Annotated in this window: 18 protein-coding genes; 14 read left to right on the forward strand and 4 right to left on the reverse strand. The window is 63.4% G+C overall.

The annotated features are described in order from the left end of the window. Positions 1-23: 23 nt before the first annotated feature. From CDV46_RS24270 to CDV46_RS24305, 8 genes are all read left to right on the forward strand, one after another. Entirely contained in the window at positions 24-1067 is a 1044-nt protein-coding gene (locus tag CDV46_RS24270) for an ABC transporter substrate-binding protein (RefSeq protein WP_087725494.1), read from the forward strand. 76 nt (positions 1068-1143) lie between these two features. Beyond that, the gene (locus tag CDV46_RS24275) at positions 1144-1689 is read left to right on the forward strand and encodes a VOC family protein (RefSeq protein WP_087725496.1); all 546 of its coding nucleotides are present in this window, start codon (positions 1144-1146) and stop codon (positions 1687-1689) included. A gap of 28 nt (positions 1690-1717) precedes the next feature. Then, complete coding sequence (locus tag CDV46_RS24280) at positions 1718-2461, forward strand: ABC transporter permease (protein WP_058378496.1); 744 nt, start codon at positions 1718-1720, stop codon at positions 2459-2461. After that, complete coding sequence (locus CDV46_RS24285; RefSeq protein WP_087725498.1) at positions 2458-3309, forward strand: ABC transporter ATP-binding protein; 852 nt, start codon at positions 2458-2460, stop codon at positions 3307-3309. Before CDV46_RS24280 ends, CDV46_RS24285 begins: the two co-directional genes overlap by 4 nt. Further along, complete coding sequence (locus CDV46_RS24290; RefSeq protein WP_087725500.1) at positions 3309-4256, forward strand: alpha/beta hydrolase; 948 nt, start codon at positions 3309-3311, stop codon at positions 4254-4256. The genes CDV46_RS24285 and CDV46_RS24290 overlap by 1 nt, the downstream gene beginning before the upstream one ends. 89 nt (positions 4257-4345) lie before the next feature. After that, the gene (locus CDV46_RS24295) at positions 4346-5251 is read left to right on the forward strand and encodes a dihydrodipicolinate synthase family protein (protein ID WP_087725502.1); all 906 of its coding nucleotides are present in this window, start codon (positions 4346-4348) and stop codon (positions 5249-5251) included. A 66-nt stretch (positions 5252-5317) separates the two neighbouring features. Further along, a complete protein-coding gene (locus CDV46_RS24300) occupies positions 5318-6592 on the forward strand; it encodes a porin (protein WP_176399176.1) in 1275 nt (424 codons plus the stop codon). A 225-nt stretch (positions 6593-6817) separates the two neighbouring features. After that, positions 6818-8233, forward strand: coding sequence for an amino acid permease (locus CDV46_RS24305; RefSeq protein ID WP_087725506.1), 1416 nt, complete (start codon positions 6818-6820; stop codon positions 8231-8233). A gap of 67 nt (positions 8234-8300) precedes the next feature. On the opposite strand, the gene CDV46_RS24310 is transcribed toward CDV46_RS24305, so the two are convergent. Continuing rightward, a complete protein-coding gene (locus CDV46_RS24310; protein WP_087725508.1) occupies positions 8301-9896 on the reverse strand; it encodes a hypothetical protein in 1596 nt (531 codons plus the stop codon). 261 nt (positions 9897-10157) lie between these two features. Here CDV46_RS24310 and CDV46_RS24315 point away from each other — a divergent pair, with 261 nt between their 5' ends. Then, a complete protein-coding gene (locus CDV46_RS24315) occupies positions 10158-10889 on the forward strand; it encodes a class I SAM-dependent methyltransferase (RefSeq protein WP_249277468.1) in 732 nt (243 codons plus the stop codon). A gap of 7 nt (positions 10890-10896) precedes the next feature. Continuing rightward, positions 10897-11352, forward strand: coding sequence for an Rrf2 family transcriptional regulator (locus CDV46_RS24320; protein ID WP_087725510.1), 456 nt, complete (start codon positions 10897-10899; stop codon positions 11350-11352). Between the two features lie 18 nt (positions 11353-11370). Here the strand turns inward: CDV46_RS24320 and CDV46_RS24325 are convergent, their stop codons facing one another. Next, complete coding sequence (locus tag CDV46_RS24325) at positions 11371-11898, reverse strand: thioredoxin family protein (RefSeq protein WP_087725512.1); 528 nt, start codon at positions 11896-11898, stop codon at positions 11371-11373. A gap of 259 nt (positions 11899-12157) precedes the next feature. On the opposite strand from CDV46_RS24325, the gene CDV46_RS24330 reads away from it, so the two are divergent. From CDV46_RS24330 to CDV46_RS24345, 4 genes are read left to right on the forward strand one after another with little or no spacing between them, the layout of a single operon-like run. Next, entirely contained in the window at positions 12158-12529 is a 372-nt protein-coding gene (locus tag CDV46_RS24330; protein ID WP_087725514.1) for a GFA family protein, read from the forward strand. Further along, positions 12526-12717: a hypothetical protein gene (locus tag CDV46_RS24335; RefSeq protein ID WP_140413478.1), complete on the forward strand. Its 192-nt coding sequence runs from the start codon at positions 12526-12528 to the stop codon at positions 12715-12717. Before CDV46_RS24330 ends, CDV46_RS24335 begins: the two co-directional genes overlap by 4 nt. Positions 12718-12725: 8 nt before the next feature. Then, positions 12726-13466 carry a response regulator gene (locus CDV46_RS24340; protein WP_087687713.1) on the forward strand — a complete coding sequence of 247 codons (741 nt, stop codon included), beginning with the start codon at positions 12726-12728 and terminating at the stop codon, positions 13464-13466. Further along, the gene (locus CDV46_RS24345) at positions 13463-14785 is read left to right on the forward strand and encodes an ATP-binding protein (RefSeq protein WP_087725518.1); all 1323 of its coding nucleotides are present in this window, start codon (positions 13463-13465) and stop codon (positions 14783-14785) included. Before CDV46_RS24340 ends, CDV46_RS24345 begins: the two co-directional genes overlap by 4 nt. A 26-nt stretch (positions 14786-14811) precedes the next feature. On the opposite strand, the gene CDV46_RS24350 is transcribed toward CDV46_RS24345, so the two are convergent. Together CDV46_RS24350 and CDV46_RS24355 are read right to left on the reverse strand one after the other, a co-directional pair. Continuing rightward, positions 14812-16152, reverse strand: a complete 1341-nt coding sequence (locus CDV46_RS24350) for a DEAD/DEAH box helicase (protein WP_087725520.1) — start codon at positions 16150-16152, stop codon at positions 14812-14814. A gap of 96 nt (positions 16153-16248) precedes the next feature. Continuing rightward, on the reverse strand, positions 16249-17913 hold the full coding sequence (locus CDV46_RS24355) for an ABC-F family ATP-binding cassette domain-containing protein (protein WP_087725522.1): 1665 nt from the start codon (positions 17911-17913) through the stop codon (positions 16249-16251). Positions 17914-18023: the final 110 nt, after the last annotated feature.

Below are 18023 nucleotides of genomic sequence, written 5' to 3' on the forward strand. Positions count from 1 at the left end.
GCGGCGGCCAGGAGGAGGCAGCAATGCAGCAGTGGCAGTGGGCAAAGCGTTGGTGGACGGCGCTCGCGTGCGTCGGAACTCTCGGATCCATCGGAACCATCGGCGCCGTGGGCGCTGGCGCCCTGTGGGCGACGCCGGTCGCCGCGCAGGAGAAAGTGAAGTTCAACCTCTCATGGCTGCCGCAGGGCAGTACCGGTGGCGTGCTGGTCGCCATCAACAAGGGCTTTTACCGCGAGGCCGGGCTCGATGTCTCGGCCATCGCCGGTCATGGCGGTCAGCGCACCGTCAACGAAGTCGATCAGGGACTGTTCGACTTTGGCTATGGCGACCCGATCAGTGTGATGCTCAATCGCGCGCAGGGTGGCAAGACGGTAATGGTCGGTTCGGTCAACGTGGCTTGGCCCGGGGCGATCTGCTATCTCGTCAAACCCGGCCGCACGATTACCAAACCGGCTGACCTCAAGGGCCTGACGATGGGCGGCGGCGGGGCATCGCCGCTGCAAAATATCGTACCGGCATGGCTGAAGGCCAATGGCTTGCCGCCGGCGTCGGTTAAGCTGCTGCGCCTTGATCCGTCGACCATCAATCCGTCGTTCCTGCAAGGCCGAATCGACCTGACCGAGTGCTGGGAAGGGGCGAACCTGCCCGTGCTGCGCGCGTTGGCAGCCAAACAGGGCCGTGAGATCGGCATGCTGCGCTATCGCGACTTCGGTCTCGACATGGTCGGCAACGGCCTCGTGACGACCGAAAAGCTGATTGCACAGAAGCCCGACGTTGTGCGCCGTTTCGTGCAGGCGACGTATCGCGGCTACGCGTGGCTGCGTGAGCACCCGGAAGAGTCCGCCGGCATCATCGCGTCGCAATACCCGATGCTCGACAAGCAGGTCATGTTGGAACAGGTCAAGCAGATCAACGGCTTGGGCAGCGACGCGGAAACCAAGGGCCATAAGCCCGGCTGGGTGCCCGTGCCGCGCATGGAGGCCACCGCGAAGTTCGTGCGCGACGCGTTCAACCTGCCGCCCACGCTGAAGGCCACCGACATCTACACCAATCAGTTCGTCGAGTGAGGCGCCGCAGCAAGCCTCTCGTAACACCGTAATACCCTTCGCAAGCCCCCGATTAGAAGCAAAGCAAGGAGTGGAGATGACAAGCCTCAAACCCAAGCGTCTCGGCCATCTGGTGCTGGTCGTGCGCGATATCCAGAAGTCGGTGAAGTTCTACACCGAAGTGCTGGGCCTGACCGTGTCCGACTGGATCGACGATCAGATGGTCTTTCTGCGTGCCGGCAGCGATCACCACGATCTGGCGCTCTCGCAGATTCCGAAGAACTCGCCCGACATCGATGACCTGCCGCGCTACAGCCGCCCGGGCATGGAGCACTTCTCGTACCTCGTCGAGAGTGTGGAAGAGATGGAGAAGGCGGTCGACGTGCTGCGCGCGCGCAACGTCGAGATCGTGCGCGGCATTGGCCGCCACGGCCCGGGCGCGAACTACTTCCTCGTGTTCAAGGACCCGGACGGCAACAACGTCGAGCTGTATTGCGAGATGACCCAGATCGACGCCGAGCACCCGTACGAAGCGAAGGTGTGGGAGCGCAATATCGAGAGCTTCGACCGGTTCCGTTTCGAGCGTTTTGTGGTGCCGCCCCCGCCGGGGATGGTCAAGGATAAGTCGGGCGGCAAGTCGTAACGCGCCGGCAATCTGGAGGAGACATCACATGAAACGCATCGCACAGACGATCGTATTTTGGGGCGTACTGCTCGCCCTGTGGGAACTGGCCGTGTCGTACTTCAAGGTGCAGTCGTACCTGATGCCGCCACCGTCAGCGATCTTTCGCGCCGCCTGGGAAATCCATCCGCAGATGCTGGCCGATACGTGGGTCACGACCGTTGAAGTGCTGACGGGCTTCGTGGCGGCGGTGGCGGGCGGCCTGCTGATTGGCGTGGTGATCAGCTACAGCGCCTTCGCGCGCCGCACGCTTTACCCGCTCGTCACGGCGCTGCAAAGCATGCCGAAGATCGCGCTCGCGCCGCTCATGATCGTGTGGTTCGGCTACGGCTTCGCGTCCAAGCTGGCGTCCACGTTCCTGTTCGCTTTCTTCCCGGTGGTGGTCGCCACCATGGGCGGCCTTGCCTCGGTGGCACGGAACCTCGACGAGCATTTCCGGGCGCTGGGTGCCAGCCCGTGGGACACCTTCTGGCGGCTGTATCTGCCGGCGGCGCTGCCCGCGTTTGCGGACGGTCTCAAGATCGCCATGCCGCTCGCGGTGATCGGCGCCATCGTCGGTGAGTTCATCGGTTCGGAAGAAGGGCTGGGGCATCTGATCGTGTTCGCCTCGGCGGCGGCCCGTACCGATGTGATGTTCGCGGCGATCCTGATGGTGACGCTGCTGGCCGTGGTGCTGTACTGGGTGATCGAGCGTCTGGCACGCATGGTCTGGTGGCGAGGAATCAACGTATGAATACCGTGACGAAACTGCACTCGGCGGCGCAGGCCGCCCCTTCGGTGGATGCCGGTCACGCACCGGCGGCCCAAATCGATGAGGCGATGATCGAGATTCGCCACATCGACAAGACGTTCGCGGGCAAGGCGCGCAAATCGGCACCGGTCCGAATTCTCGACGACGTGTCGTTGTCCATCGCCGATCAGGAGTTCGTGTCGATTCTCGGCGCGAGCGGCTGCGGCAAGAGCACGCTGCTGCGCATTGTCGCGGGGCTGGTGCCGCACGACGGCGGCGAGATTCGCGTGGCGGGGCAGCGCGTGACGCGCCCGGTGCCGGAGATCGGCGTGGTGTTCCAGACGAGCAACATGCTGCCATGGCTGACCGTGCGGCAAAACATGTTGCTTGGTACGAGCCTGCGCAAGATTCCGAAGGAGAAGAGCGAGCCGCGCGTGGCCGCGCTGCTGGAAATGCTAGGCCTGTCGCAGTTCGCGGATCACCATCCGCACGAACTGTCGGGCGGCATGCGCCAGCGTGCGTCGATTGGCCAGATTCTCGCGCTTGAGCCGAAGGTTCTGCTGATGGACGAACCGTTCGGCGCGCTTGACGCCCTCACACGCGACAACCTCAACGTCGAGCTGCTGCGCATCTGGCAGGAGCACCGGCAGACGGTGCTGCTGGTCACGCACAGCATCGAAGAGGCGGTATTCCTGTCCGATCGCGTCATCGTGATGTCGGCGCGTCCCGGCAAGATCGTGGAAGAAGTGACGATCGATCTGCCGCGCCCGCGCGCACCGCAGACGATCAAACAGCACCCGCGCTACGCCGGCTACATCGCGCAGCTCTCGCAATTGATGGGAGTCTACTGATGTCGCAGGCAACGCCCCCGGTGGCCGACTGGCAGATCGCGCGCGAGGTGATGCGCGCGCTTGGGCGTGTGTGGACAAACGATATTGCTGCCGGCCGCCGCGCGGTACTCGACGCTTACACGCCGCTGCTTGAAAAAGCCGACGCCGCAGCGACCGATGGCTACGACGTCGTACGCGACGTCGCTTACGGCGCGCATGCCCGGCATCGGCTCGACGTGTATCGGCCGAACCCGATGCCCGATGCGCCGATGCCGATCGTCGTCTTCGTGCACGGCGGCGGGTTCGTGCGAGGGGACATGAGTGCCAACACGCAGATCTATGGCAACGTACCGCGCTATTTCGCGCGTCATGGCTGTCTGGCGGTGAATGTGGAATACCGGCTGGCGCCGGAAGCCGCATTCCCGGGTGGCGCGCAGGACGTGGCCGACGCCATGCGCTGGGTGCATCGTCACATCGGCGAGTACGCGGGCGCAGCGGGTGCCGATATGTCGCGCATTCTGCTTATCGGCCATTCGGCGGGTGGCTCGCATGTGGCCAGCTATCTGTGCGATCCGCGTCTGCGTCCGGCCCAACCGGAAGTGGCGGGCACGGTGTTGATCAGTGCGCGACTGCGTGCCGATGTGTTGCCCGACAACCCGAATGCGCCGGGTGTGGTGGCGTACTACGGCGCTGACGCGGCGCGTCATGAGGCGGACGCGCCCATGGCTCATGCCGATGCACTGCCGGTGCCCGTGATGGTCGTCGTCGCGGAATTCGAGAATCCCCATCTCGATACCTACGCGCTCGAGTTCTGCCATCGACTGTCGCAACGTGACAAGCGCGCACCGCGTTTTGTTCAGGTGCGCGATCACAACCACACGTCGGTCGTTGCCCACATCGATACGGGGGATGACGCCCTCGGTCGCGAAATTCTGCAATTCCTGCACGAACTCAACCCATCGCCTTGATGCGGTCCGCGTCTGCCTGACGTGATGAAAAAGCGGTAGCAAGCACACAGGCAGCGCAACACCTCTCTCCCTACCTCCAAGGAACTGTCATGGTCGATCAAGCATTGACCGGGGCGTTTGCGCCCGTCGTCACGCCGTTTCACGCGGATCTGACGCCGGATGCCCCCCGTTTTCTCGCGCATTGCGCATGGTTGCTGTCTCACGGCGTCGGGCTCGCCCCGTTCGGCACGAACAGCGAAGCGAACTCATTGGGCACGCAAGAGCGTATGGCCTTGCTCGATCATCTGATCGATGCGGGGCTGGATCCGCGACGCATGCTGCCGGGCACCGGCTGCTGTGCACTGCCGGAAACCGTGGCGCTGACGCGTCATGCCGTGGCGCGCGGTTGCGCCGGCGTGCTGATGCTGCCGCCGTTTTTCTACAAGGGCATTACCGACGACGGTCTGTACAGCTACTACGCACGCGTGATCGACGCCGTGGCTGACGACCGTTTGCGGCTGTACCTGTATCACATCCCCGCGCTGTCGGGCGTGCCGATCACGCTGCCGGTCATCGAGCGCCTGATTCGTGATTTCCCGAGCACAGTCGTCGGCATCAAGGACAGCTCGGGCGACTGGCAGAACCTGAGCGCGATGCTCGATGCCTTCCCGGGCTTCGGCATTTTCCCCGCGTCGGAGTCGCTGGTCTCGCGCGCTTCCGCGAAGGGCGCGAAGGGCTGCATCTCGGCAACGGTCAACTTCAATCCGGCCATCATCGGTCAACTGTGCCGCGAATGGTCCGGCGACAACGGCCCGGCATTGCAGGCGCAAGCCGATGCCGTGCGCAGCGTGGTGCAATCGTTCCCGATGATTCCGGCGCTCAAAGCCGTGCTCGCGTCACAGCGCGACGATGCCGCGTGGGCCCAACTGCGCCCGCCGCTCTCGCCGTTGAGCGAAGCACAACACGCGGCCTTGCACGCGCAATTGGCGGCGTGCGGTTTCGCGCTGCCGGGCTGACCGGCGATGCGCGGCGCGTTGCGGTTTTCTCAAAGGCCGGGCCGGCAGTCGACGCGGCGACGGACCATGGCCGGGCACGCGGGGGCGCGTGTGCTGGGTGTCGTGCTCGGCATGAGCGTGTATGAGATGTCGCACGCGCAGGTGCAGATCTACGGGCTACTCACGCCCATGACCGATGGGGTCAGCGTGAGCGGGCGCCATGTGCCCGCCGGGACGCCACGTCCGACACAAGCGCCGGCGGGCGCCATCAATGTCGGCGAGGCGACCAGCACACGCATGATGTCGAGCATTTCGTACTTCGGCATGCGCGGCAAGGAAGATCTTGGCGACGGGTATTCGGCGATCTGGCAGATCGAGACACCGGTCGCCATCGATGGCAAAGCGGCGGGCGTCTCCATTGCGGGTCGCAATACGAACGTGGGGCTGGCGGGGCCGTTCGGCACGGCGTTTCTCGGCAACTGGGATACGCCGTATCAATGGTCCACGCTGTCGGTCGGCTCGCCCGTGCGCAATCCGTACACGGGCGATCTGAGCACGATTCTGAGCAACCCCGGGTTCAACGTGCCCAACACGACCACGCAATCCGGGCGCGTGAACAACGCGGCCGATGCGACGTTCAACCGTCGTCAGGGCAACAGCATTCAGTACTGGACGCCGGATTGGGCCGGGCTGCATTTGCGGTTCTCGTACTCGCCGTCGCAGGGCAAGGTGACGACGCCTGCGGGCGATATCTCGCCACAGGTCTTCGGTGCGGGTCTCGAATACCTGAATGGTCCGCTGCGTGTGCGCTACGCCTATGAGCTGCACAAGGACTATTTCGGGCTGGCATGGCTGGGCGCACCGGCATCGGGCAATCCGTCCAACGCAGGTTCGCGCGCGACGGGCTCGACCGACGACGCGCACAAGGTGCTCATCACGTTCACCTATGCGGGAACGAAATGGGTGGCCGGGTGGGACCGCCTGACGTATCGCACCGACGACGGCACCGTCGGCAACCTGAATCGCTACCGGCGCGATGCGGTCTACGCGATGGTGCAGCACTGGTTCGGCGGCGGCCAGCATTCCGTCTGGATCGGCGGGGGCTATGCGATGGACGGCGCGTGTTCGCGCAGCGGCGGCGGGGCGTGCAGTACCGACGGGTTAGGGGCCACGCAAATGAATCTGGGCTATCGCTACGACTTTTCGCGTCGTACCGATGTGTACGTGGCGTATTACCAGGTGATCAACCGCGCGTGGGGCAGCTACGGATTCTCACCGAGACCGATCTCCGGCAACGGCGGCAACGCACCGCCGGGCACGCATTATCGCGGCGTGGGTGTGGGTATCGAGCACAGCTTCTGATGGCGGAGTTTCATCCACGAAAACCATGGCGTTCAGCTATTCCCAAACCCCATACCCACCGATGATTTCTTGATTGTACATAGCGAAAACGGCTGACTAGACTTGCCAGCACGGTAGTGGGTGAATTTTGTTCGCATTCCTTATCGATGATGCGACAGCCCGCCACGCAACAACCTGACGCCGCACTGGCGTGAGTACTGAAAGACAGAAGAACAGGAGACGAAATTGAGTACAACCAAACCGGGCTTCGACAGCATTGTCGAGCGGGAGAAGGGCCTGCACCGCGGCCTGACGAGCGGCCAGTTGTCGATGATCGCCATTGGCGGCGCCATCGGCACGGGGCTGTTTCTCGGCAGCGCGTTTGCCATCGGCTTTGCCGGACCGAGCGTGCTGCTCAGTTATGCCATCGGCGGTGCGATTGCGCTGTTGCTGATGGGATGTCTGGCGGAAATGACCGTGGCGCACCCGACGTCGGGCTCGTTCGGCGCTTACGCGGAACACTACATCGGGCCGCTGGCCGGCTTTCTGGTGCGTTACGCGTACTGGTCGTCGATCGTGTTCGCCGTGGGCACGGAAGTCACGGCGATCGCCGTGTACATGAAGTACTGGTTTCCCGCAGTGCCGGGCTGGTACTGGATCGTCGGTTTCTCGGCGGGACTCATCGGCATCAATGCCGCCAGCGTGAAAGTGTTCGGCGCGGTCGAGTATGCGTTCTCGATGCTCAAGATCGTGGCCATCGTCGCTTTCCTGATGCTGGGCGCTTACGTGGTGTTTCACGCACCGGCCGAGAGCGGCATCGGTATCGCCAACTACACGTCGCACGGCGGGTTCTTCCCGAAGGGGGCGTGGGGCATGTGGGTTGCCGTCATCGTGTCGATCTTCAGCTATCTGAGCATCGAGATGATTGCGGTGGCGGCGGGCGAGGCGCAGGACCCGCAGCGCGCGATCACGCAGGCATTTCGCGCGACGATGTTCCGCCTGGTGTTTTTCTATCTGCTCACGCTGGCGTTGACGCTGGCCATTGTGCCGTGGAGCGCTGCGGGCGAAGATGGCAGCCCGTTCGTGAAGGTGATGGCCGCCACGCATATCCCGGGTGCCGCCGGGGTGATCAATCTGGTGATTCTGGTCGCGGCGCTCTCCGCCATGAACAGTCAGCTCTATATCACCACGCGCATGATGTTCAGCCTGTCGCGTGCCGGTTATGCACCGCGCCGCTTCGGTGAAGTCAGCCGCAACGGTGTGCCGGTGGCCGCACTCCTGCTCTCGACCATCGGTATCGCGCTCGCCGTCGCGCTTAACGTCATGGCGCCGCAGGCATCGTTCACGCTGATGATGTCGGTGTCGATGTTCGGCGCGATGTTCACGTGGCTGATGATCTTCGTCACGCACCTGTACTTCCGCCGCCGTCATGAGGCGAAGACGCTGAGCTTTCGCATGTGGGGTTATCCGTATGCGAGTCTCACGGGGGCGGTGTTGATGCTGGCGACGCTCGTCACGACGTATTTCACCGACGAGTTCCGCATGACGCTGGTCTACGGCGTGCCGTTCATCATCGCGCTGTCGGTGGTGTACTTCGTGTGGTATCGCGGACGTGCCGTGGCAGCCGCGCCTGCTGCGGAGATTCAAGGGCAGGGGAACTGACGGAAGTCGATTTCCGTTCCCCTGTTTTCCCTTCGTCCGCTACTGCATCAGACAGACCCGGCAGGTCTTACGAGATCTTCGCCGGGTCGATTTCCAGCGAGATGAGTGCCTGAGCTGCCCGACGCGAGGCGTTGTCATTCTCGACGTTGGCTACGTCATTAGCCGACTTGCCCGCCTCGCGCTGCATGGCCGATTGCAGCAACGCCGTCAGGTTGCTGATGTGCGATGCCGATGCGGGCGTGGTCACGTCGCTGACCAGCTTGGCCAGCTCATAGCGTTTGACGTTCTTCGACTGGCTGGCCGAGCGGCTGGCCGTCGCGTGGTCGAGCAAGCCGTCGCGATAGCCGATGTCGGTGACGCTCTGCGCCGAATCATTCACCGTCACGTATTCGTAATTCTGCGTCTTCGGGTCCGTCGTCAAGTTCAGCGGCACGCCCACCCACAACGAGCGATGGTAGCTCGCGCTCAAATCGGCCTGTGTCTGCTGCTTGATCGTGCGGTTGAGCATGTCCTTCCCGCCGATCGCCGTCTGCTGAGAGATCTTGTAATCGAAGCCGTCAACCTCGTTACGGTGCAGCGGGTTGGGCGAGTGCTGCGTTTGCGAGATCGATGCCGTGAAGTCGGCCAAGCCGCTCAATGTGGCGCGGTCGGTGCCGCTCAGGGGAATGCGCGGCAGGGGCGGGGCGGGCGGGTAGTTGCTGTTCATGGCAGAGAAGGCCGACTTGAACATGGCCATCGTGGCCGCGTCGCCGTTACCGCGCGTCTGTGCCGTGTCGAAGCGGGTCAGCCACGCGTCGATTGCTTCGGCCTGTGCCTGCTTGCTGCCGATCACCTGAAGATTCGTCAGGTCGACCTTCACATCGAACGTGCCCACTGCGCCGCTTGCGCTGAGCGAGCGCTGCGTCGCGTCGGCATGAAACGCGAAGGTTTGCGGCGTACGGTTCGCGTCCAGTGTTGCGTTGAGATCGACCGACGTCAGCACCGAGGTGTCGAAACCCGTCAGTCCGCTGAAATCCACCGTAGGCGGTTGCTTGGCCAAACCGGTCACGGCGTTCTGGAACGCGTCGGCGAGTTTGCCGATGGCATCGCGCTCCGTGTCGGTCAGCGTGCCGTTGGCGACCGAGAACGTCGCCGACAACCCGTCGTCGTTGCTGCCCAGACTTACCGAGACCTTGGCGCCGCTTGCGGTCGTGATGGTCAGCGCGAACCGATTGTCGGCGTTGGCCTGCAATTGCGCTTGCTGCACGGCCAGATCGGTGTCGCTCGGCGGTACGGCCGAGGTCGAACGGATCACCGTCTGCGTATAGGACGTGCTGCCCTTCGCAATGGCATTCAACATTCCCGAACCCAACTTTTCGAGGCGATTGCCCAACGCGGACGTGGTGACGTTGCCCGACATCAGCAGGGAAAGCGAATCGGAGGGCACCTGCTGCCAGAGCAGCGTTGCGCCATTGGCAACGGGTTGGCTGTAGGTCGGCCAGTTGGCCGCCGACGGGGGAGGGGAAATCGTGACGCGAGTCGATTCGGGCACGGAAGACGCGTTGGCATCCTGAGTGCCCGCCGTGACGGCGGCCGTGTTCGAGCGGGAAGCGACTGCGCCAGTATTCAGGGTGTTCAGTGCATTCGTGGCATTCAGCCCCGAAAGGGAAGTCAGTGACGTCATCTGGGGGGATCGTCGGAAGCGCCTCGTCTCAGCGCGCCTCACCGTGATGGTGCGGTTTTCGTAAGCTCCGGTAAGGAAACGGAGTGCCCACACGGTTTATCGACATCTCGCAGTCGTTATTTAGGGTTCGCCTGATGAAATCAATTCACTTGCGCGTGAATCCTTTGCATGACGTTTGATGGACGGCGCGCTTGCTTCGGATGATCGGTGCGTGGCATTATGCAACATTAGAAGTTACGTAAACCGCACGGCGAGGGCGAAATGGACCAGACAATGCAGCAAGACGTGGATCACAAGGCCAATCAGGAAGCGACGATTGCGATGTTCGACCAGCACGCGGCGAACTACGACAACACGTGGCGCGCCATGTTGCCGCTGCGCGAGGCGATGCAACTGGTCATCGGCTACGTGTTTGCCGGGCTTCCCGCCGATGCGCATGTGTTGAGCGTGGGCACGGGGACTGGCGCCGAGATTCTTCATCTGGCCGAGCGCAATCCCGGCTGGCGCTTTACGGCGGTCGAGCCGTCTGGGCCGATGTTCGATGTGTTTCGTCAGAAGGCGGAAGCGGCGGGCATAGCCGATCGATGCGTCTTTCACCGTGGCTATCTCGACACGTTGCCGCCGAGTGAGCCTTTTGACGCGGCTACATCGTTGTTGGTGTCGCAGTTCGTGACTGACCCCACGGCGCGGCAGGGGTTCTTCCGTGGCATTGCCGAGCGGCTGCGCCCGGGGGGCTATCTGGCCAGTGCCGATCTGGCTTGCGACATGACCACCGACCCCGGCCGAAGCCTGCTGGATGTGTGGTTCAACATGTTGTCGGTGGCGCCGGAGATGCGTGAGCGCTCGCGCGAAATGTACGGCCGGCAGGTGGCGGTGGTGCCGCCGGATGTGGTGAGCGAGATCATTGCCTCGGGCGGCTTCGACGCGCCGGTGCGGTGTTTCCAAAGCGGCTTGATTCACGGCTGGTACGCCCGTCAGGCACTTGACGCGTGAGGGCACGATGAGAAGCGATAGCCGACTCTCCCGCATGTTGCACGTGCTGTTGCACATGGCACGGCACGACGCGCCGTTCACGTCCGAGCAACTCGCTCAGATGTTGCGCACGAACCCCGTGGTGGTCAGGCGGACGATGGCAGGTCTGCGCGACGCCGGTTACGTTCGCTCGGGCAAAGGTCACGGCGGCGGATGGTCGATTGCCTGCGACTTGCGCGACATCACGCTGCTCGACATTCATCGCGCCGTGGGCGGCCCGCACCTGTTCGCCATCGGCGTCGAGAGCGACAACCCCGAATGCGCCGTCGAGCGTGCCGTGAATGCGGCGCTCGACGGGGCATTGCGCGACGCGGAGGCCATCCTGATTGCGCGCCTTGGCGCGATCACACTGGCCGATCTGGCGCAGAACTTCGACGCCATGTGCCGAGACGGGGGCTGGACAGCCGAGGGACCCGCCGCCTGACCATCGGTGCGGCGCGACTTACTGCGCCGCGCTGAGTTGCGCCTTGATGGCCGCCTCGGTCTTGTCGTAATCGCCTTCGCCGAAGTGCGTGTAGACGATCTTCCCCGTCTTGTCGATGAGGTAGAAGCCCGGCCAGTACAGGTTGTCGTAGGCTTTCCAGGTTGCATAGCGATTGTCTTGCGCCACCGGGTACGTGAGGCCAAAGCGGCGAATGGCATCACGCACATTGCCGGTGTCGCGCTCGAACGCATATTCCGGCGTGTGCACGCCGACGACGACCAGCCCCTGATCCTTGTACTTCTGATACCACTGCTGCACGTGCGGCAGCGTGTGGATGCAGTTGATGCACGAGTAGGTCCAGAAATCGACGAGCACGACCTTGCCGCGCAGTTGCGACATCGTAAGCGGCGGGCTGTTGAGCCATGTGTCGATACCGGTGAACTCCGGCGCGACGGTGTTGCGTGCGGGGCCCGCAACCGAGGGCGTGCAGGCGGCGAGGCCGGTGAGGGCGAGGGCGGCAAAGGCGCTTCTGAGCAGGGATAGCATGGCGTGAGTCTCCGGGGTAAGTCGGGATGAGGTGACTGCCACCGTGGATGGCAGCGCATCGATTCAGAAGAATCAGTGACGCCATTTCACCGCCCGGGCGTATCCGGCATGTGTGCGCCAGACCACGTTCCTGCAATGTCATGTATCGGGGTACAGGCCAGATACACAGAGATACAAACCGGTTTTCCGATTGGGCTATAAAGCAGACATCGAGTGCGCTGCGAGCGCACCTTCCCCATTCAATGTAAGGAGGCAAGAGATGTCGTCCCAACCGCTGCAAGGGTCCTGCCACTGCGGGGCCGTCCGTTTTGAAGTCCAAACACCGGTCGAGCCGGCCGCCCGCTGCAATTGCAGCCTTTGCCGTCGCAAGGGCGCTCTGATGTCGCCGACGTTTCCCGAAGCGAGCCTGCGCATTCTCAGCGGCGCGGATGCATTGACCTGTTATCAGTTCAACACCCGCGTGGCCCGTCACTATTTCTGCAAGCACTGCGGCATCTACACTTTCCATGCGTCGCGCACAATGCCCGGCATGTGGCGGGTGAACATCGGATGCTTGGAGGGGATCGATCCGTACGCGCTCGATGCGTCCGTAGCCGATGGCCAATCGCTTTCGGTGGTGGGGGACGCATGAGACGCTTGCTGAGTCTGTTCGCGTTTCTGGCGGGTGGCGTTTGCGCGGAACTTGCGCATCCGCTGCAATGTGACCTTGCGCCTGCGAGCCGGGGCATGCAGCCGGTGCCTGAGCGCAGTCGTCGGCGTCTGCCGCTGGATCCGACCGGTGATGCCGACGGCAACCCGGCCGAAAACTCGTCGCTATAATCGCCCGCATGGACAAGATCGATCATGTGTTGATCGTCGACGACGATCGCGGTATTCGAGAGCTGCTCGCCGACTATCTCGAAAAGAACGGCATGCGCGTGAGCGTCGCCGCCAACGGGCGCGAGATGCGCACGGTGCTGGCCGATGGCGCTCCCGACCTCATCGTGCTGGACCTCATGCTGCCCGGCGAAGATGGCCTCGTGCTGTGCCGGGAACTGCGCGCGGGCAAGTTTCGCGCCGTGCCGGTGCTGATGCTCACGGCGCGCAGCGAGGAGACCGACCGCATTGTCGGGCTCGAGATGGGCGCGGACGACTATCTGGCCAAGCCGTTTGCTGTGCGCGAATTGCTCGCCCGCATCAAGTCGGTGCTGCGCCGCACGCGCATGCTGCCGCCGGGCATGCAGATCACCGAGACGGCTGAAGTGTTGGGCTTCGGCGAGTGGCAACTCGACACCACGGCACGCCATCTGCTCGATACCGACGGCACGCAGGTGGCGCTCAGCGGCGCGGAGTACCGGCTGCTGCGCGTGTTGCTCGATCACCCGCAACGTGTGCTGACGCGCGACCAGTTGCTGAACCTCACGCAAGGGCGGCAAGCCGATGCCTTCGACCGCTCGATCGATCTGCTGATTAGCCGTTTGCGGCAGCGCTTGCGTGACGGCGCTCGTGAGCCCCGCTATATCAAGACACTTCGCAACGAAGGCTATGTGTTCTGCGCGAACGTCACTGTAGTTTCTGCCCCGGAATGACCCAAACGACTTCGATTCGCCAGGCCGTCTGGCATTGGCCGCGTTCGCTGTTCGCGCGCCTTGCGCTGATTCTCTTTGTCGGGCTGGCGTTGGCGCAGGGGCTTTCGTTCTGGCTGACGATGACCGAGCGCAATCGCGTGACGAACAACATGATGAGCATTTACATCGAGAGCGAAGTGGCCAGCTCGGTGGCGCTGCTCGATCATTTGCCCCCGGCAGAGCGTGCGAAGTGGTTGCCGCGACTGGCTCGCCGCAGCTATCAGTTCGAGTTGGGGCAGGGTGTCCCGGGTGGTCATCCGGATAGCGAACTGGCTGCGCAGGTCGCGCGCGTCATCGACGATGCGATTGGTGTTTCGTATCCGCTGACGGTCAATAGCGTGCCCGGCGACCCGGACCGGCTGCAAGTGCATCTGCGTCTGACGGATGGCTCGCCGCTGACCATTGACGTGCTGCCGATGCCAACGATGCCGCTTTCCGGTTGGTTGCCTGCGGTGCTGGTGCTGCAACTGCTCATGATTGCCGCATGTTGCTGGATGGCAGTGCGCGTAGCGACGCGCCCATTGAACGCGCTCGCAAAAGCGGCGGACACGTTAGGGCCCGATTTGCGCGCGGACCGATTGAGCGAGAAGGGCCCATCTGAAGTCGCACGTGCGGCGCGAGCGTTCAATGCGATGCAGGACCGCATAGGCAGTTACATGACCGAGCGCATGCAGATTCTCGCGGCGATCTCGCACGATTTGCAGACCCCGATCACTCGCATGCGCTTGCGTGTGGATACGATGGACGATCAGACGTCAGCCGTGCGATTGCAGCAGGATCTGCGCGAGATGGAGACGCTGGTCAAGGAGGGCGTGACGTATGCGCGCACGTTGCATGGTGCGTCGGAAGCGCCGTGCAAGGTCGACCTCGATGCGTTGCTGGAGAGTCTCGTGTACGACTACGTCGACGCGGGGGAACCTGTCACGCTCACTGGCCAGATCGGCCGGCCGATGGTGACGCGGCCGCAGGCGTTGCGCCGCATCGTCGGCAATCTGATCGATAACGCGCTGAAGTACGGCGGTGACGCGCAGATGGAAGTCTCGACGCATGCGCAGGGTGTCGACATCGTAATCAGCGATAAGGGCCCCGGCATTCCGGACGAGATGCTCGAAGCCGTGTTCGCGCCGTTCGTGCGGATCGAGACGTCGCGCAACCGGAGTACGGGGGGCACCGGGCTGGGACTGGCCATCGCCCGGCAGTTGGCGCAGGCGATGGATGCAACGCTCACGTTGCGCAATCGTGATGGCGGCGGACTTGAGGCGCGGCTTTCGTTGCGTTAGTCAGGGTATTAGCGGTGGTCGGGGCGTTAGCGTTTGCCGCGGCCGCCTGCGGGTTTGCCAGCCGGTTTGCGTGGACCTGCACCCGGCTTGCGTTGACCCTGACCAAGTTGTGGGCGCGGCTTTTTACTCGGCGCCGGTTTGGCGCTCGGCAGGGGTTGCAGCACCTTGGGCTTCTTCGGCTTCTTGGGTTTCTTGATGATCTCGCCCGTCGCGCTGGTTTGCGGCACGCGGTGTTCGGCTTCAAAGCCGGGTTCTTCTTCGCGGGGCAGTGTCTGCCGGATCAATGCTTCGATCGCAGCCAGTTGCGGCGCTTCATCGGCACACACGAGGGACACCGCCACGCCGCTGGCGCCCGCGCGGCCGGTGCGGCCAATACGGTGCACATAGTCTTGCGCGACGATGGGCAGATCCACGTTGATCACCAACGGCAGGTCATCGATATCCAGACCGCGCGCGGCCACATCGGTGGCCACCAGCATCGACACTTCACCTGTCTTGAAGCGCTCCAGCGCGCGCATGCGCGCGGGCTGCGGCTTGTCGCCGTGGATGGTGTCCACTGAATAGCCCGCCTCATCCAGAATGGCCGCCAGATAATCCACGCCATTGCGGGTTTTGACGAACACCAGCGCGTGCTGCCAGTTGTTCTCCGCCACCAGATGCATGAAGAGGTCCGGCTTGTTCTTCTTGTCGACCGGCACGACCCATTGCTTGATCTTGCTGGCCGTTGCATTGGGCGGACTGACGCTGATGTTGATCGGATCGCGCAGAATGCCGGCCGCCATGGTGCGAATTTCGTCGCTGAACGTGGCGGAGAACAACAGCGTCTGGCGCTTCGCCGGCAGGCCAGCGAAGACAGCGTTGAGTTCGCGCTCGAAGCCCAGATCCAGCATGCGGTCGGCTTCGTCCAGCACGAGTGTTTGCACCTGATCGAACTGCACGGCGTTCTGGCGGTTCAGATCCAGCAGACGGCCGGGCGTGGCGACGAGCACGTCCACACCTTTACGCAGCTTCATCATCTGCGGGTTGATGCTCACGCCGCCATAAGCCGCCAGAAATCGCAGATCGAGGCCCTTGCCGTACTCAACAAAGCTTTGCAGCACTTGTTCAGCGAGTTCGCGCGTGGGCACCAGCACGAGAACACGCGCGCGGTTGCTGGCGACCGCCGGGCCGTGTTGCACCAGCCGTTGCAACAGCGGCAGTGCGAAGCCTGCTGTCTTGCCCGTGCCCGTCTGTGCCGCAGCCATGACATCACTGCCACTGAGCACAGCCGGAATCGCCTTGGCCTGCACCGGCGTAGGTGTCTGGTAGTTGCGTTCCCGCAAATTGCGCAGCAACGGATCGATCAGGCCAAGTGAGGCAAAAGACATGGACGTATTTCCGGCTAAAACCGTAATTCTAGCGGTTAGTCGTGGGGGCGAGCGCTCCGGCAGCTTCCACCCGGAAGCTGCCAGCGGCGTGATAACTCAGGCGAGTGCTGCCTCTTCGCGCATGCGGCGGGCTTCGTCGCGCAGGAACTGCTGGTAGTCGTCCAGATCGCCGTCGAAGGGTTCGACGCCGCCCTTGGTCACGAGCCAGAACTCATCGCACACCGCACGCAGCAGCGACCGGTCGTGGCTGACCAGCAGCACCGTGCCTTCGAATTCGTTGAGTGCCATGCCGAGCGCTTCGCGGGTGGCCAAGTCGAGGTGGTTGGTCGGCTCATCGAGCAGCAGCAGGTTGGGGCGCTGCCACACGATCATGCACAACACGAGGCGTGCCTTTTCGCCGCCACTCATCGTGCCGACCGCCTGATGGACCATGTCGCCACTGAAGTTGAACGTACCGAGGAACGTGCGAAGCGATTGCTCGGTACCACTCTGGCCGGGGGCGCGCATGTGCGATGGCGTATCCCGGGCGAGGCGGATCATGTGTTCCATCGGCGTGTCGAGCGGGCGCAGCACGTCGAGTTCCTGCTGGGCGAAGTAACCGATGTTCAGGCCCTTGCCTTCACTGATTTCGCCGGCAATCGGTGCCAACTGGTGCGCCACCGTCTTCACCAGCGTGGACTTGCCTTGGCCGTTGGCACCCAGAATGCCGATGCGCTGCCCGGCCAGCACGGAGCGGTTGATGCCTTTGACGATGACCGTCGGCGGCGTGTTGGCCGGTGCGTCGGTCGGTGCCGGGTAGCCGAAGCTCGCGTCCATCATCGACAGCAGCGGGTTAGGGACGTTGAGCGGTTCCTTGAACTCGAAGGTGAACTCGGCGTCGGCGAGCACCGGCGCGATCTTCTCCATGCGTTCGAGCGCCTTGACACGGCTCTGCGCTTGCTTCGCCTTCGAGGCCTGCGCCTTGAAGCGATCGATAAACTTTTGCAGGTGGGCGATCTTCTCCACCTGCTTGGCCATGGCAGCCTGCTGCAACACCAGTTGCTCGGCGCGCATGTCTTCGAACTTGCTGTAGTTGCCGCCGTAACGCACGAGTTTGGCGTTATCGACGTGCACCGTGACTTGTGTCACCGCGTCGAGGAATTCGCGATCGTGGCTGATCACGACCAACGTCCCTTGATAGCGCTTGAGCCACGCTTCCAGCCAGACCAGCGCGTCGAGGTCCAAGTGGTTGGTCGGTTCGTCGAGCAGCAGCAAGTCGGACGGGCACATGAGTGCGCGCGCCAGTTGCAGACGCATGCGCCAGCCGCCGGAGAAGCTGTTCACCGGCTGGCTGAGCTGCGCATCGCTGAAGCCGAGGCCAAGGATCAGTGCTTGGGCGCGTGCGGGCGCATCGTGTGCGCCAGCGTCGTGCAGCGCCATGTAGGCGTGCGCCATGCGCATGCCGTCGTCGCTGGCTTCCGCCTCGGCGACTTCGGTCTGCGCGGCCAGCAGTACGGTATCTCCCTCGATGACGAAGTCCGTCGCGCTCTGCTCGGTCTCGGGCATGTCCTGCGCGACCTGCCCCATTTTCCATGCGGCGGGGATCGAAAACTCGCCACCTTCCTCGTGCAGCGTGCCGTTGAGCAGGCCGAAAAAGGACGATTTGCCGGCGCCGTTGCGGCCGACAAGGCCAATCTTTTCCCCGGGGGTGAAGGTGACGGACGCGCGGTCGAGCACGACGTTGACGCCGCGGCGCAGCGTGACATTACGGACGGAAATCATAGGGGGCTACTTCGAAGAGGATAGGCATGATAGCCGACTGGACGTGCAGGGCGCTGCTTTTGTGGTCGTGCGAGTGACGAGCCGGGGGGTATTTTGCGCTGTCGATCGAC

The organism is Pandoraea sp. PE-S2T-3 (assembly GCF_002179965.1).
Classification (GTDB): Bacteria; Pseudomonadota; Gammaproteobacteria; order Burkholderiales; family Burkholderiaceae; genus Pandoraea.